We start from the raw sequence: 15,552 nt of genomic DNA, 5'->3' as shown, positions 1-15,552 counted from the left end.
GTCAAGGAAATTCAACTGCAACAGTTTTGCGCCCAATAACGCTATAATCGCAAAAACGGATGTTAATGCATCGGCAAGCACGTGCAAGTAAGCGGATTTCATATTCAAATCATGGCCAGGATGATTTTTATGGTTATGTTCGTGGCTGTGTTCATGATGACGGGTTGAGCTGTCTCCGGCATTTAATATAACTGCACAGACAACATTTACCAGCAAGCATAAAACAGCTACTATTAAAGCCTGGTTATATTGAATGAGCAGGGGATGGAATATTCTTTCAATGGAGGAATATACCACATATACGCCGACTACTCCGAGTAATATCGCGCTAGTGTAGGCCCCGAGGATTTCAACTTTCCAGGTGCCAAAAGTATAATTAATATCGTTTTTGTGTTTCCTTGCTATAAAATAAGTAAAAAAAGTAATACCCAGGGCGCTGGTATGGGTTCCCATATGCCACCCGTCGGAAAGCAGCGCCATAGAATTAAAAATCATCCCAAATCATGATTTCAGCAGCCATAGTAAGGGTTGTGATGCTGATAACAACAAGCAGTTTCTTGAAGTTGGATTCTTTCACTTCATGAAAGTCATGCAAATGCTGGTAAATTTGTATGTTGTTTTGGTGCATATATAATTAGATTATACCAATTTTAGATTGGATTTTCCGGCAGATTTGATAATTTAAGCAAAAATATGTAATATTGGTTTGTCATGAAAATGTTCTTCGAGTTTTTCCCCATCATTCTGTTTTTTACCGTATTCAAGTTTAAGGGTATTTACGCTGCAACAGCCGTTGCTATCGGCGCGGGTTTTATCCAGCTGATTTATGTTTACCTGAAAAAACGCAAAATAGAACCGATGCTTTTAATCAGCGTGCTGGTACTGACTGTTTTCGGCGGGTTTACAATTTTCCTTCATAATGAAATGTTCATCAAATGGAAACCGACCATCGTATACTGGATATTTGCAGTTGTTCTCGGTACTGCCCAAATAGCATTCAAAAAGAACCTAATCAAGTTAATGCTTCAGGAACACCTGATAGTTCCTGAAAAGGTATGGGTACGGCTCAATATAAGCTGGATAGTTTTTTTTACCGCGGTAGGCGCGCTGAACCTTTATGTAATGTCTAATTTCTCTACCAGCGCGTGGGTAAATTTTAAATTATTCGGTTTGATGGGATGCATGTTTATTTTTATTATAGGCCAGAGTATCTTTTTGTCTTCTTACATGAAAGATAACGCGCAAAACAAAGAAAAATAGTTAGGTTAACAGCTATTTCCATTCGCACTGAATGTCGTACGTTCCGTGCCGTTTAAAGGTTCTTTTTATTTTTTCGATGTTAGCGCCCGTTAAATTATCAACAGAATAATCGCCCATGCCGTCGTTATGCAAATAATTCAAATACCCGATTTCCTGCGGTTCAAAACCAATCACTCTTGCGGCAAGCCCGTCAGCTTTTAATGGGTCGGCGGATGCAATCGCTATCTTCATGCGGACAGCTTCGCCGTCAATAGGCCCGTCGCCCTCCATGCAATCCCAGCCGTCAAGTATAACCAGGTTCGGCCAGGTTACTTTCGCGATAGCGGCAATATTCCTATGGATCATTTTAACGCTTTTTCTATAAGCGGGATATGATTTAAATAAGAAATTTATCAGCCAGTGAGGCAATGCCCTTCGGGCTTTGGATACAGTCCCCGGAGGCAGCCTGTCCAATAGTGTTTTTGGGGCGTCAATTTCCACCCCGCCTTTCATTCCGTGGATCATGGACATCTCTTTGGGCTGGACCAGGTCTGCCATATTTTTTATTCCGAATGTAGCTATTGCGAAGTTATGAGTCTTTGGTATGGCCAAAGATATTTTATAATCAAAGTCATTGACTCTTTTTGTTACGTGTAAATGCCGGTCGCCGACTACCGATTCAATCGGGACAGCTAAAAAATCCTTGTCATCGTCAAAATGTATTAATTTTACTTTACTATATTTTTTTTCCAGCCTGTAATAGTCATACATTTCAAATACTTTTTCCGTAGAAAGCCCTTTATAAAATGCAGTGGCGCTGCTTTCCCCAACAAAAATTTCCTTGTCCGGGTATATATTGCGGATAAATTCAATTACAGTTTCAACGCTTTCAACGCTGGTATTTGCAAAATCGGGTTCTAACGCCGTGAGGTTTGGTTTGATTAAGATTTTTTTGGCTTTTTCTAAATCAGAGAGGTCTTTTTTTATGAGGGTCAGGCAATTTTTTATGTTTTGTTTTCTGTCTTCACCTTGAACAAGCGATACGAGTTTGTTGTTTTTTATATTCATGATACAGTAACCGGTTATTTTTCCCTTATTCTTTCAGCATATTTTTTATTCCGGCAACAATAGTATACAATAAAACTACAATCCAGGCTAGGATACTCAAAATTGCGCCTATCTTGAAGCTTATCGGGTCGTAAACAAATTTCAGAGAGTGATTCAACGCCGGCTTCTCAAAGTAAACAGCCTGAAAGGCATAGTCCCCTCTTTCTATAATCCCTTCTTTGCCGTCAATAAACACCTTCCAGCCCGGGTAATAAGTTTCAGTGAGCAATAACCAGCCCTGGGCTGCGTTTTTTACAGAAAGTTCAATTTTTCCCGGTTCGTATTTTGTAATATTTATTTGAGCTTCTTTTGCAGTTCTTGCAGGAATTGGTGCACCTTCTGGAACCCTATCCTTTGAAAGAAGCAGGATTTCTTTATCAGGCTGGAAATTTCCAGAACCAAGGTATTGTAAAGCTTCATTATTGGTTTCAAAATATTTTGGTTTTCTCAAGAATAAGGCTCTTGGCAGCATTTTTTTGTTTTCGTAAACATTAATTCCATAATTTGTTGATTTAAGAAACAGCCAGTTTTGATTGTTTATTACCTGGTTAGAAACAAGGTATTTGACATTCAGCAGGTTTATAAGTTTTGAATTATAACCCTGTTTAAATAATTTCGATAAAACAGACTGGTAATTGTTTACGCCCAGGATAATATACCCGTTAATGTCGTAAAGTTTATTTGTTACGGGAAAATTTGGAATGTTTGTGTCCTGGTAGTTAATGCAGTCATCGTAACTTTCGGGCAGGTAGTTTTTCAGTTTTTCAAAAGTGAGCGGGTTCATCATTGTGCGGTAATATTTATTTTCTATTTTTACAGGAAGCCAGGAAGGCGGTTTTTGTTTATAAAAAAAAGTATTATCCATCAGGTTATAGCAGTGCTGCCCGAATAAAAACAAGTCTGCAACAAAAAAGAGCAGGATAATTGCTTTGATTTTTTCGTTTTTAAAATAGCTGAGGCCGTAAGCTGAAAGGAAGGAAATTCCGAAAATAGAAAAGAAAATGCATTGGACAGGAAACCGGAAATATTTCATTCCCGGAAAGTAATTTAGAAATAAATTATAAACGGGCGTATTTGTCCCCAGCGCCAAAAGCAATCCTGAAAATGCAAGGAATAAAAAATAGTATATTAAAAATTTGTTATTTTTAATTTTCAGGGATAAAAAAATAATAACCGGTGTTAATATCCCGAAATAAAAGCCTGTCGTCTGGGCGTCATGATAAACCTTCGAAAAAAACGTATTCCATAAAGGGATAAACAGGAAAGTCATTATTTCCTTTAAAGTGAGTGAATAAGCGGTTGCTGTTCCAAAGCTTAACCCGTGAGCTCTTTCTGAAAGCCCCATAAGCTCTAAAGTAGGGATGATTTGTATTGCGGCTAAAAAAATAAAAAGGATTAATGAAAAAGCGGATAAGCCGGCAATTTTGAATTTATTTGCAAGCGTGCTGATTGTAAACAGTCTGAGAATCAAAAAGGACGCAAGTATCAGCATTGTGTAATAACTGAATTGAGGGTATCCCCCAAAAAACTGAATTGTTAAAAGCGCTGATGTAATGATAAAATATCTGGTTTTTAATTCGTCAATAGCTCTTTGAAAGAAATAAAAAATCACCGGCAGCCAGATATAGGCGGATATATGGTGAATGAATTCAAAGTGATAAATGAAAAAACCATTAAACATAAAAATTGCGGAAGCAAGCAGGGATTCTTTTTCACCAAAATTGTTATAACGCGTCAGGATATACATAAAAAAACCGGCAAGAAAAGTATGGACGATAATATAGATATTCAATGCAATAGGAAAGTTAAAGAAAACAAACAATAGGTTAAACGGGTAAAACACCTGTGTCTGAAGCATGGCGGCAAAAGGCGTGCCGCAGCAAAGATACGGGTTCCATAAAGGGATTGAAAAATTTCTTAAAGATTCAGAATAAAACATAATAAAGGGATACATGAACTTGTACATGATTTCCCAGTAAACCGTCATGGAAGAGCAAATAAGTTTATACCAGTATAAGGCTGTGAGCAGGGCGAGAATTGATATCGGCAGTATTTTCTTGAACATATTTAATGGGTAGAAATATCCACGGTAGTGTTCTTTTTATTGATAACTTCTGTTGATTTTAGCGCTTGAAAATTGTATTTACTTGCGGGATTCCATAAAAGCCATTCATAGATGTCGTTGTCATAACAAGCCTGCATTTGTGCCAGGACTTCTTCCGAATTATATTTATACCCGAGTGAAAAATCCTGCAGGTAGGGCCGTATTTTTGATACATTCCCTTCCATCCTTTTTGACGCGTAACGCAGCCCGGTATAGACAGTTTTATAAGGCTGGCTGTTTGGTTCGGCAATATTGTAACTCTCTTTGGGATAGTGCGAAGGGTAAACCATCGGGCAGATAAAATCAGCTTCTTGGGCCATGGCTTCAAATCTCTGCCCAATACCCATATCACGGTCAGCTGATGTAGTAAGTCCGAAAACGTCAACTGAAATGTATAAACTATACTTTGGTTTAAGCCTTAAATTTGCTTCCTTAATGAAATCTACGATACATTGAACTGCTGTTCCTGATGAATGCGGCTGGCTGTACCTGCAATCTTTAATAATTCCGTCGGATGGAAAACGGATATAGTCGAATTGTATTTCTTCGAAGCCCAAATTGGCACATTGTTCGGCTATTTCAAAAGTATAGGCCCAGTTAGCTTTGTTGAATGGATCAAGCCAGGAAAGCCCTTTTTTGTCCTCCCATAGGCCCCCTTCCGGGTTTTTTACTCCCCACTCCGGCATTTTTTTAGCGGCTATTGTGTCCTTAAAAACCACAATTCTCGCGACTGTATAAATTTTCTGGGATTTTAGCTTTTCAATGTAGTTTTTTATATCCGGCATAGCATTCACATAGGCGCCGAATTCTTCGGCTTGTTTTACACCCGGAATGTAAACTTCGCCGTTAGCTTCTTTTACCGCAATAACGACTGTATTTAAGGTTGTTTCGTCAATGTATTTCTGAAATTTTTTACGAAATTTTTTTGACCCGGCCGACCAGGCAGTGAGATGTACCCCATGCACAAATTTTGGTTTGTTGGGCGCCGGCTGTTGAACGACAACGGGTGCTGTAGATTTTTCCTGTGAAAAGATACTAATAGTCTTATCTAAACTAAGCAGAATCATACAGGCTACAATAAGTATCGCAGTGCTGAAAATAATGTAGAGCGGTTTTTTTGATTTTTTCATCATTCTTCCAATAGTTTCATCGCGTCATTAAGCTGCTTGTGGCTTCCAAGTAAAACCAGAACGTCGCCGTTAGTTATTACAAAATCTTTTTGCGGGTTCGTAAAAGCTTTGCCATCCCTGACTATCGCAATAATGGTTACGCCGGTCTTGTCGCGCAAGTTGAGCTCTATCAGGTTTTTTCCTGCCGCGGGCGATTTATCGTCGACAAGAAAAGTTTCTGTAAGGCTTAATTGAAGCGCTTTTTGAATGTCGGTTAAAGTATAAGGTTCAAGAGATAAACCCCGGAACATGCGGTAGCCTTCTTTTCTGATTATTTTTACTTCTGTTTCAATTATATTGTTGGGTATATGAAACCTTTGCAGGACTCTTGAAAATATTTCAATTGAAGTTTCAAATTCTTCCGGAATAACCTGGTTAGCACCGAGCTTGTGGAGTTCCTCAATTTCAGCCAGGTATCTGGTCCTTACTAAAATGTATATATCAGGGTTAAGTTTCCTGGCGGTCCAAACGCCTCTCCTTACAGCTGAAGGGTCTGAAATAGCAAATACGATTACACGCGAGCACCTTACGCCCAACTTTTCCAATAATTCTGTTCTTGTTGCATCGCCGTAAAAAATCGGTTCCCCTTCTTTTTTTGCCTTTGAAACAATGTTTGCGTTAAGCTCAAGGATGAAATATTTTATACCAGTTTCTTTCAGCACCCTGGCAAGGTTTTTGCCGTTTACGCCATAGCCGATTATTATTACGTGGTCTGAAAGGTTGCACTTGAGTTTTTCAGTGTCGTATTCAGGCCCTGAAGGGTTTGTTTCTTTCAAAGGTTTGAATCGGGTTAATACTGACGGCGCCCACCGGATAAGAAACGGTGTAAAAAGCATAGTGAGCAGAGCTATCGACAAAAGATATTGGTAATTAACGGGAGAAATTATATTATAGTTTTGCCCGAATTTTAAAAGCAGAAATGAAAACTCCCCGACTTGCGCCAGGCCGATTCCGGTTATAAGGGCTATCCGCGCCGGATATTTCAAAAGAAAAACGGTTGCAGAACCGAAAACAAACTTAATAGTAATAACCGCAATAGTTATAAGCAGTATCGGCACAAGCATCTGCTGCATGAAATGAATTTTTACAAGCATTCCGATAGAGATGAAAAATACGCTGATAAAAACATCTTTCAGGGGCAGTATTTCCGACACAATCTGGTGGCTGTAATCTGATTTGGAAAGTATCAAACCCGCAATAAATCCGCCGATAGCAAGAGACAAACCCACTTTGTTTGTCAGCCAGGCTGTTCCCAGGCAAAGAAGAATTACAAAGACCGTAAAAATTTCCCTGTCTTTGAATTTTACGACTTGCGCCAATCCGATTGGAATTAGAAAGTAGGTTGCTCCAATGATTGCGGATACGGCTAAACCGGAAATCAAAAGAGTTTGCAATATCTTGCCTATTGAAAATATTTCCTGGCTTCCGAGCGTGGGTATAAGCAGAAGCATCGGCACAACGCAGAAATCCTGGAACAGGAGGATTCCTGTGGCAATATTTGCATGAGGTGTGTGCATTTCGCCTTTGTCCAGGTACGTTTTTAGAACTATAGCCGTGCTGCTAAGCGAGATGAAAAAACCAAAAAATATGCTTTCGCGTATAGTAAAACCAAATGTTTTTGCCAGCACGATGACGGCAAAATTTGTCAGAAGTACCTGTAGTCCGCCGCCAATTATAAGGAAGCGTTTTATCCTTGCAAAGCGTTCCAGGGATATTTCCAGACCGATAGTGAAAAGCAGGAAAACAACGCCGATTTCTGAAAGAACATTTACCGAATCCTTTTCACGGATAAGCGCTAAACTGTCCGGCCCTATGATCACTCCGGTGATCAAAAAACCCACTATAGCCGGGATTTTAAGTTTTCGGCACAGGATACTGATCGGTATTGAAGCCGCAAGTAAGATTATCAGGTCTCTTAAAAGAGGAATATTTTCCATGTTTTACAATTCTTTGATTTTAGCTCCGGGTTTTATGTTTCTTTTTTTAAACCAGCCCTGGTTTACCTCAAGGGCATATACAACTTTATGTTTTGAACGGATTACGCTTTCATCTAGAGGTTTCATATCAACTATTTCGGTTATAACACCTTTAGAGTTTATAAATGCTATTGAAAGCGGTAGGAGTGTGTTGTGCATCCAAAAGTTCAAATGCTGCGCAATAGGAAATACAAACAGCATCCCTGAATTTTCTTCCAGTGTTTTTCTGTTCATTAAACCGATTGATTTTTTCTTGAAAGTATTGGCGATTTCTGTTTTGACGGTATAAGTATCGATGGTCAGGTTAATTTCAGGCCGGTTTTTGAGTATTTTCGCGCTCTGAGCGTTTAAAATACCTGTAAAACTCAATAGGAATGTTAAAATAAAAAACACGCAGTCATACGTTAGAAATATTATTTTTTTCATGGCGCTATATTTTATTAAATATAGAGGGTTTTCGCAAATAAAAAAACTCGGTCAAAATGGAACCGAGTTTTTTTATTTGTATTTGTTTTGGTATTTTTTTACTTTTAGTAATCCCCCATACCTCCGCCCATTCCACCCATACCGCCGGGAGGCATGCCCATTTTTTCTTTTTTCTCAGGAATGTCAGAAATAATTACCTGTGTTGTGAGCAGGTAACCGGCAATAGAAGTCGCATTTTCTAATGCTGTTCTTGTAACTTTCGCCGGATCAACTACACCATCTTTAACCAGGTCTGTGTATTCTCCGGTTTCAGCATTGTAGCCGAAGTTAACATCTTTTTGATTTCTGATTTTTTCAATAACTATGGAACCTTCAACGCCTGCATTGGAAACTATTTCTCTGATAGGTTCTTCAAGCGCTCTTTTTACGATGTTGATGCCGGTTTGTTCATCTGCATCGTCACCTTTAACTTTGGTAAGGGCTTCAGCACATCTTAATAAAGCCACTCCGCCGCCTGGAACTATGCCTTCTTCAATACCGGCGCGGGTTGCGTGCATGGCATCATCTACTTTAAACTTTTTAGTTTTCATTGCAGTTTCGGTTGCGCCACCTACGTTGATTACAGCCACTCCGCCGACAAGTTTTGCAAGCCTTTCCTGTAATTTTTCTTTATCATAATCGGATTTTGTTTCTTCGATCTGCTTTCTTATCTGGGCTATGCGTTTCTCAATGTCTTTTTTGTCGCCCTGGCCGCCGATAATCGTTGTATTTTCTTTGTCTACGACAATTCTTTTTGCTTTTCCAAGCATATCGATTGTCGTTTTATCAAATTTCATGCCTCTTTCTTCCGAAATAACCTGGCCTCCGGTAAGAATTGAAATGTCTTCAAGCATCTCTTTCCTTCTGTCGCCGAAACCCGGCGCTTTAACAGCGCAGCATTTCAACGTTCCGCGGAGTTTGTTTACCACCAGGGTAGCAAGCGCTTCGCCTTCAAGGTCTTCGGAAATTATAAGGAAATTTTTTCCGGTCTGTGCAATCTGCTCTAAAACCGGCAAAAGTTCGTTCATTGCGGAAAGCTTCTTGTCTGTGATGATTATCATGGGGTCGTCAAGGACAGCTTCCATTCTTTCTGCGTCAGAAATGAAATAGGGAGAGCTGTAACCGCGGTCAAACTGCATGCCTTCGACTACTTCAAGAGTAGTATCCGCTGATTTTCCTTCTTCAATCGTAATAACGCCGTCTTTGCCGACTTTTTCCATTGCGTCTGCGATTAACTGGCCTATTTCTTTATCGCTGGCTGAAATTGTGGCGATTTGTACAGTTTCTTCTTTAGTTTTTACCTGTTTTGATATTTTTTTTATTTCTTCGATTACTACTTTAACTGCTTTATCCATTCCCCTTTTTATGTGTATAGGGTTTGCGCCTGCAACTATGTTTTTAAAACCCTGGTTGATAAAGGCCTGGGCTAAAACGCATGCAGTTGTGGTTCCGTCTCCGGCCACATCGTTTGTTTTGGATGCAATTTCCCTTACCAGCTGCGCGCCGATATTTTCATTCGGGTCTTCAAGTTCGATTTCTTTCGCAATTGTAACGCCGTCATTTGTAATAGTAGGAGAACCAAACTTTTTTTCAAGCACTACATATCTGCCTCTGGGCCCAAGAGTTACTTTTACCACGTCGGCTAATTTGTTAACGCCGGCTCTTATAGCTTTTACCGCATCATCACCATATACTAATTGTTTTGCCATTTAAATTCACCTCCGGATGAATTAATAAATTAACCTTCTACTATGCCCAGAATGTCATCCTGATGCATGATTAAGAGTTCTTTGTCATTTATTTTTACTTCAGTTCCTGAATATTTCCCGTAGAGGATTTTATCGCCCACTTTTACATCCATAGCAATTTTTTTACCGGACTCATCAATCTTTCCTGCTCCGATCGCGATTACTTTGCCTTCCTGCGGTTTTTCTTTTGCTGTTTCCGGGATAATGATCCCGCCTTTCTTTACTTCTTTCTGCTCTACCGGTTCTACTAATACTCTGTCACCTAACGGTTTGAAATTCATACTAACACCTCCTTGAAATATTTGCTTTTTTGAAAACCTTTCAAAATTAGCAGTCTTACCTTGCGATTGCTAATTATAACATAGTTTATTTTTTTTGTCAATACTTGAAAAACAAACTCCCCTTTTGGGAGAGTTCTATATTATTTTTCCTGCTTCCAGCTGGATGGTTCTGTCGGAAATCTTGGAGAGGTTTTGGTTGTGGGTAACCAGAACAAGCGTAATATTTTTTTCTTTTACAAATTTTTGCAGCATATCCATGACAAAAGAGCCGGAGTTATGGTCCAGGCTTCCGGTAGGTTCGTCTGCCAGCAAAAGTTTAGGGTTGTTTATCAGCGCTCTCGCAAGAGCAACCCTCTGTTGTTCCCCTCCGGAAAGCTGTACGGGGAAATGATTAGCCCTGTTCTCCAGGCCTACTTCTTTCAGAATTGCCAGAGCTTTTTTATGTATCTCCGCTTTTTTAGCATGAGTGTTCATTAAAGCGGGTATTGCTACATTTTCAAGCGTATCGAATTCTGGAAGAAGGTGATGGAACTGAAAAATGAAACCAATGAATTTATTCCTGATAGTTGCGTGTTCAGGTTCGCTTAGTTCCAGGATATTCCTTCCTTCTATATGTATTTCGCCTTGCGTGGGCTTGTCCATCAATCCGATAAGGTGCAGCAGAGTTGATTTACCGGCGCCTGAAGGGCCCATAATTGTCAATATTTCACCCTGACTGATATCAAGGTTGATATTGTCAAGGGCTTTTACTTCTTCGCTTTTTACCTTAAAGACTTTTGAGAGCTTCTTAATTTCAATTAAATTCATTTTAGTCTTAGTCCAATTATTTAATTATCCAGTTGTCTGCTCACCCATACCTTATTGCTTCTAACGGGTCAGTATTTGACGCTTTCTTTGCGGGGTATATAGTGGAAAAAAACACAATTAATGCCGCTGATAAAACAATTATCACAATATCGCTGAAAAATAATTGCAAAGGCACGCTGTCGAGGTAATAAACATCCGGAGGAAGCTTGATAAGTTTGTATTTGTTTACTAAAAATGAAATTGTACAGCCAATCAGGGTGCCGAGAGTAATACCGAGGCCCCCCATAAATAAACCTTCAAACATAAATATGCGGTAAATATTTTTTTTAGTAGCTCCTAAGGCGGATAGCACGCCGATGTCCCTGATTTTTTCAATGGCAAAAAGAAGCAGATTTGAAATTATATTAAAAGAGGCAACAAGAACAATCAAAGTGAGTATTATAAACATCATTATTTTCTCTAATTTCAGCGCTGAAAAAAGGTTTTTATTCATGGTTTGCCAAGTCTGAAGCCAGAACTTGTCTCCTAGAACATTTTGGATTTCTTTTGTGGCTGTTGGAGTGTTATTTATATTCCTGATTTTTACGCCAATGGCGGTAATATTGTTTTTCATTGCAAATGCATCCTGCGCAGAAGCTATTGAAACATAAGCCAGGTTTGCGTCATATTCGTACATGCCCGAGTCAAAAATCCCTGTTACGGTCAGTACCTTCATTCTTGGAATTGAGCCGAACGAGACGTTCAATTCCTGCGGTGAAATAAGAACAATCCTGTCTCCCAGGTTTGCTTTCAGGTTTTTTGCAAGGACTTTGCCTAAAACAATTCCCTGGTCATCCAGATTTTTCCAGTCGCCCAGGGAAATGTATTTTTGGATATCACTGACTTCCTTTTCTTTGTTGTAAACTATGCCCTTGATTATTGCGCCGCTGGTGGAGCTTTCTTTGCGCAAAATAATTTGCCCGTAGACAAAAGGCGATGTTGCGCAAACATCTTTAATTTTTTCTATTCTTGAAGAAACTGTTGTGTAATTGTTAAGGGTAAGCCCGGCGGTTTCTTTTGAGCCGGCTATTATGTGGGTTTGTACGCTTAATATTCTTTTTTGTATTTCGTTATGGAAACCGCTCATTACTGCCAGAGTGATTATAAGAGCGGCTACGCCGAGTGTAATACCTGCTACAGCAATAGTGGTGGTAACAAAAGCGAATAGGCCTTTGCGCCTTCTTATGAGATAGCGTGAGGCGATGAAGAATTCAAAGGACAGCGGATTTTGCACTGCGTTTAAAACTTCAAACCGAGCGCGGCAGAATAGCCTGTGCCATCAGCAACCATAGTGTATCCGCCATAAATGTAGAGTAACGGGAAGGGTGAGAAGTTAATTCCGCCTTCAAGTCTCAGTCCGCTTGATTTGCCGCTGGAACCTTCCAGAATAGCGGCTTTAGCGCCGGGTGTAACGCTTGTGGACTCAGAAGTAATGCCAATGTAAGGCTGAATTACCGGAATATTTAAAGAAGCTGTTACGCCAACACCTGTTGTTGTACCTTTTAAATAATCATGAGTCATTGTGTTATAATTTGCTACCAGTGAAACATTTACAACTACCAGGGACACTAAACTGTAGCGGGCTCCAAAACCCGTAGCTGTAAGGCCTTCTCCGGAAAAACCACGCGCTAGAAGGTCGATTTTCCCAGGTAATCCTTTTTCAAGTTGAACGAAAGCAAGCCCGAGTTGACTAAGGTTCTGGTCAGTAAGTAATTTATCGTCCTTGTTCACAGTCTGCATTGGCGTTCTTACACCAATATCAAATCCGAGTACGCCTAAAGTTTTTGCCTGGTGGTGCATACCGCCGCCAAGGATTGCGCCCATATCTTTTGCCAAAGCATCAAATGCTATTTGTTTTTGAGTTTCTGCCAAAGTCACAAAGTTAAGAATACCGTCATAGTTTACGGCAAAACTTGTTGAAACAAATGCGGCAAGAACTAATGCGGCTGTTAATAATTTTTTCATCTTAATTTCCCCTCCTGCGGTTTTTTTCCCAGATGTATTTAAGGCCTAGTAAAGTTAGTTCCGGGACTATCTTAAATTTCAATTCTTTTGCGAGAATACCTGCCTGCCCCCCAGTGAGTATTATTCTATCACATTTAAGCTTTTTTTTCAACATTTCTGAAATGTGCTGTACTAAACCTGTGTAACCGTAATAGATTCCGGATTTAATGCTTTCTTGAGTTGTTTCACCGATGAGATTTTTTGGTTTCCCTTCAAGGTTTTCTATAAGCGGAAGTTTGGCAGTAAAAACATTCAGCGCTTTTGCCGACAGGCCTATTCCCGGAATTATCAAACCGCCCAGATAGTCGCCTTTTTTGTTTATACAATCAAAGGTTATAGCTGTACCGAAGTCAATTATAATCAACGGGCCGCCAAAAAGCTTATAACCTGCCACAGCGTTAACGAGCCTGTCAGCTCCGACCTGGTCAGGTTTTTTGTAAAGTATATTTATACCGCAGTTACGCGAATTAGCGAATAGAGGGTTCTTTTTAAAAAGTTTGTTCGAGATTCGAACAAACTTCTTATCAAGTTTTGGTACAACACTGGAAATAACGATACCGGAAATATTATCAAAATTCATGGCGCCTAAATTTTTTTTGATGTCCTTTAGGTAGGCATCCTTATTTAAAGCTGTATCTGAAGGCATGCGCCATAACTTAACGAGCTTGTTCTTTTTGAATACTCCGGAAGTTATCGAGGTGTTTCCAATATCGAAAGCAAGGACGCTCATTTTACACAGCAACTTCGTCCCTTTGAAGCGGCGCTATTTCGGAAAGGTAAATATCAATTATTTTTTGGTCAAATTTGTCTTTGCTGTTTTCAAGCATTTGTTTTATTTTTTCGTAAGGATGGCCTTCGGTTCTCATGTCTTCAACAAATTCAGCTACGGCCAGAATTTTTGCTCCGACAGGAATCTCGTTTCCTTTTAAGCCTTTCGGGTAACCTGAACCGTCAATTAATTCATGATGGGCAAAAATTATGGGCGCGGCGCCTTTAAGGATATTTATCTTGCGAATCATTTTATAGCCCATTGTAGGGTGAATATCGAGAAAAGTCGATTTAGGCGCTGAAAGTATGCCGATGTCATGCAACAAAGCCGCATAATAAACATCTTTATAATCTTGTCCCTCAAGGCCCAAAAAGCGGGCTAACGAAGTGGCTATTTGAGCTACTTTTGCCGTGTGTCCCGTGAGACTGGGGTTACGGCTTTCTATACCCTGGATGATAATTTCGATTATATAAACAAAAAAGTTTTTCTGGTCTTCGGCAAGTCTGGCATTCACAATGCTTACGCTTGCAAAACTTGCCAGGCTTTGGAGGATTGTTTTATCATCATCGGTGAACCCCTGCCCGTTTGATTTATTGAGCACTTCAGCGACACCTACAACTTCGCTGCCGAGCATTATGGGTACCGCAAGAATTGATTTTGTTATGAATCCCGAGGACTTATCAAAAGAACCGGCAAAACGGCTGTCTTTGCTGACGTCATTGACAACTAAAGGTTCTTTGGCCTGGGCTACTGAGCCGGCTATGCCCTGGCCTATTTTAACGCGCATTTTTTTAAGAATACTGCTTTTTTCGCCGGTGGTAACTTTAAAGAATAGGTGTTCTTTATCTTCGTCGACCAGCATTATTGAGCTGGCTTCTGATTCGGTAAGCTGTTCGGCGGCTTCCCCGATGCGCTTAAGAAGGGTGTCAATATCCAATGTAGAAGATAAACTTTTTGCAATCCCAAATAGTTCCTGCAACGCTTCCTGCTGTGACTTTTTCATGATTGATAATTATACTTTTTTATAGATTTATTGTCAAATCTACCTGGTTTAAGCGATTTTCAGGTTTAATCCTAAGTAATGAAGTATTTGCATAACGGTAGAAAATTAGCTTTGTCTATTAGTTCCCTGTCATTTTCCATTTAAATGTTAATATTAAACTTTTTCAGGGATTTTTTAAATTGGTTGGTAGATTTGAATTGTATAGCATTTATACCGAGTTTTTTTGCTTTTAAAACATTCCGCTCAATATCATCGGTATAAACGCACTCTCCGGGTTTAACTTTTTCGCCTTTTAAAACAGCATTGAATATCCTGGTCTCAGGTTTCATCGCATGGAGCTTATAAGAAAGGTAATAACTGTCAAAAATGTTCATTATCGGATAGCGTTTTTGCAGGTATTCAAAGTGGGTTTTGCCCACGTTGGAAAGGATACAAAGCTTGTATTTGCCCTTGAGTTTTTTAACCAGCTTATCTATTGAGGCATTCGGCGTGAAAATATCGGAGAATATTTCCTTGAATTGCGGAAAAGATATTTTGATGCTTAATTTGCTGCAGACTGTTTGATAGAATGTTTGCTCTGATATTCTGCCTGTCTCAAATGAATTAATGAAACTTGCATCAAACATAGAATCATAAATTTCTTTTGCGGGAATTCCGGAGAATTTTTCAAATTTTTTTACGATAGTCTGATTGTCAAAAAAAATCAGGACATTTCCGATATCAAATATAAAAGTAGTAATTTTATTTTTCACTTTGGGTAACCAACCGGAATCACATATATCGGTTTCTGATCGGAGGGAAGGTTTAAAAGAAGTTTAATTTCGCTGTCGTTTAAAGTGCC

The 15,552-nt window shown here is 39.4% G+C and carries 16 protein-coding genes; 1 reads left to right on the top strand and 15 read right to left on the bottom strand.

The window, feature by feature from the left end:
• Both KKH91_01725 and KKH91_01720 read right to left on the bottom strand, forming a co-directional pair.
• Positions 1–495: cation diffusion facilitator family transporter (locus KKH91_01725; protein MBU0951535.1), on the bottom strand; the 495-nt coding region annotated here is incomplete at its 3' end.
• Positions 485–628, bottom strand: a complete 144-nt coding sequence (locus KKH91_01720; GenBank protein ID MBU0951534.1) for a hypothetical protein — start codon at positions 626–628, stop codon at positions 485–487. The genes KKH91_01720 and KKH91_01725, both read right to left, overlap by 11 nt.
• An 83-nt stretch (positions 629–711) precedes the next feature.
• On the opposite strand from KKH91_01720, the gene KKH91_01715 reads away from it, so the two are divergent.
• The gene (locus tag KKH91_01715) at positions 712–1,260 is read left to right on the top strand and encodes a septation protein A (GenBank protein ID MBU0951533.1); all 549 of its coding nucleotides are present in this window, start codon (positions 712–714) and stop codon (positions 1,258–1,260) included.
• A gap of 12 nt (positions 1,261–1,272) precedes the next feature.
• Here the strand turns inward: KKH91_01715 and KKH91_01710 are convergent, their stop codons facing one another.
• From KKH91_01710 to KKH91_01650, 13 genes are all read right to left on the bottom strand, one after another.
• The gene (locus KKH91_01710) at positions 1,273–2,307 is read right to left on the bottom strand and encodes a DUF362 domain-containing protein (GenBank protein MBU0951532.1); all 1,035 of its coding nucleotides are present in this window, start codon (positions 2,305–2,307) and stop codon (positions 1,273–1,275) included.
• Positions 2,308–2,332: 25 nt separating this feature from the next.
• Complete coding sequence (locus tag KKH91_01705; GenBank protein ID MBU0951531.1) at positions 2,333–4,411, bottom strand: YfhO family protein; 2,079 nt, start codon at positions 4,409–4,411, stop codon at positions 2,333–2,335.
• A 2-nt stretch (positions 4,412–4,413) separates the two neighbouring features.
• The gene (locus KKH91_01700; protein MBU0951530.1) at positions 4,414–5,580 is read right to left on the bottom strand and encodes a putative glycoside hydrolase; all 1,167 of its coding nucleotides are present in this window, start codon (positions 5,578–5,580) and stop codon (positions 4,414–4,416) included.
• Positions 5,580–7,556: a cation:proton antiporter gene (locus KKH91_01695; GenBank protein ID MBU0951529.1), complete on the bottom strand. Its 1,977-nt coding sequence runs from the start codon at positions 7,554–7,556 to the stop codon at positions 5,580–5,582. The genes KKH91_01700 and KKH91_01695 overlap by 1 nt, the downstream gene beginning before the upstream one ends.
• Before the next feature lie 3 nt (positions 7,557–7,559).
• Entirely contained in the window at positions 7,560–8,021 is a 462-nt protein-coding gene (locus KKH91_01690) for a DUF192 domain-containing protein (protein MBU0951528.1), read from the bottom strand.
• Positions 8,022–8,125: 104 nt separating this feature from the next.
• Entirely contained in the window at positions 8,126–9,769 is a 1,644-nt protein-coding gene (gene groL / locus KKH91_01685; GenBank protein ID MBU0951527.1) for a chaperonin GroEL, read from the bottom strand.
• A gap of 29 nt (positions 9,770–9,798) precedes the next feature.
• Positions 9,799–10,089 carry a co-chaperone GroES gene (gene groES / locus KKH91_01680; GenBank protein MBU0951526.1) on the bottom strand — a complete coding sequence of 97 codons (291 nt, stop codon included), beginning with the start codon at positions 10,087–10,089 and terminating at the stop codon, positions 9,799–9,801.
• Positions 10,090–10,224: 135 nt separating this feature from the next.
• A complete protein-coding gene (locus KKH91_01675) occupies positions 10,225–10,896 on the bottom strand; it encodes an ABC transporter ATP-binding protein (protein ID MBU0951525.1) in 672 nt (223 codons plus the stop codon).
• Between the two features lie 40 nt (positions 10,897–10,936).
• Positions 10,937–12,169 carry an ABC transporter permease gene (locus KKH91_01670; protein ID MBU0951524.1) on the bottom strand — a complete coding sequence of 411 codons (1,233 nt, stop codon included), beginning with the start codon at positions 12,167–12,169 and terminating at the stop codon, positions 10,937–10,939.
• A 5-nt stretch (positions 12,170–12,174) separates the two neighbouring features.
• Positions 12,175–12,900: a hypothetical protein gene (locus tag KKH91_01665; GenBank protein ID MBU0951523.1), complete on the bottom strand. Its 726-nt coding sequence runs from the start codon at positions 12,898–12,900 to the stop codon at positions 12,175–12,177.
• Between the two features lies 1 nt (position 12,901).
• The gene (locus KKH91_01660) at positions 12,902–13,669 is read right to left on the bottom strand and encodes a type III pantothenate kinase (protein ID MBU0951522.1); all 768 of its coding nucleotides are present in this window, start codon (positions 13,667–13,669) and stop codon (positions 12,902–12,904) included.
• Position 13,670: 1 nt separating this feature from the next.
• Positions 13,671–14,711 carry a GAF domain-containing protein gene (locus KKH91_01655; protein ID MBU0951521.1) on the bottom strand — a complete coding sequence of 347 codons (1,041 nt, stop codon included), beginning with the start codon at positions 14,709–14,711 and terminating at the stop codon, positions 13,671–13,673.
• A 140-nt stretch (positions 14,712–14,851) separates the two neighbouring features.
• Positions 14,852–15,463, bottom strand: coding sequence for an HAD family phosphatase (locus KKH91_01650; GenBank protein MBU0951520.1), 612 nt, complete (start codon positions 15,461–15,463; stop codon positions 14,852–14,854).
• Positions 15,464–15,552: the final 89 nt, after the last annotated feature.

Source organism: Elusimicrobiota bacterium, assembly GCA_018816525.1.
In the GTDB taxonomy this organism is placed as follows: Bacteria; Elusimicrobiota; Endomicrobiia; order CG1-02-37-114; family XYA2-FULL-39-19; genus OXYB2-FULL-48-7.
The sequence above is the reverse complement of the archived record's forward strand: the minus strand, read 5'-3'. Positions and strand labels throughout refer to the sequence as shown.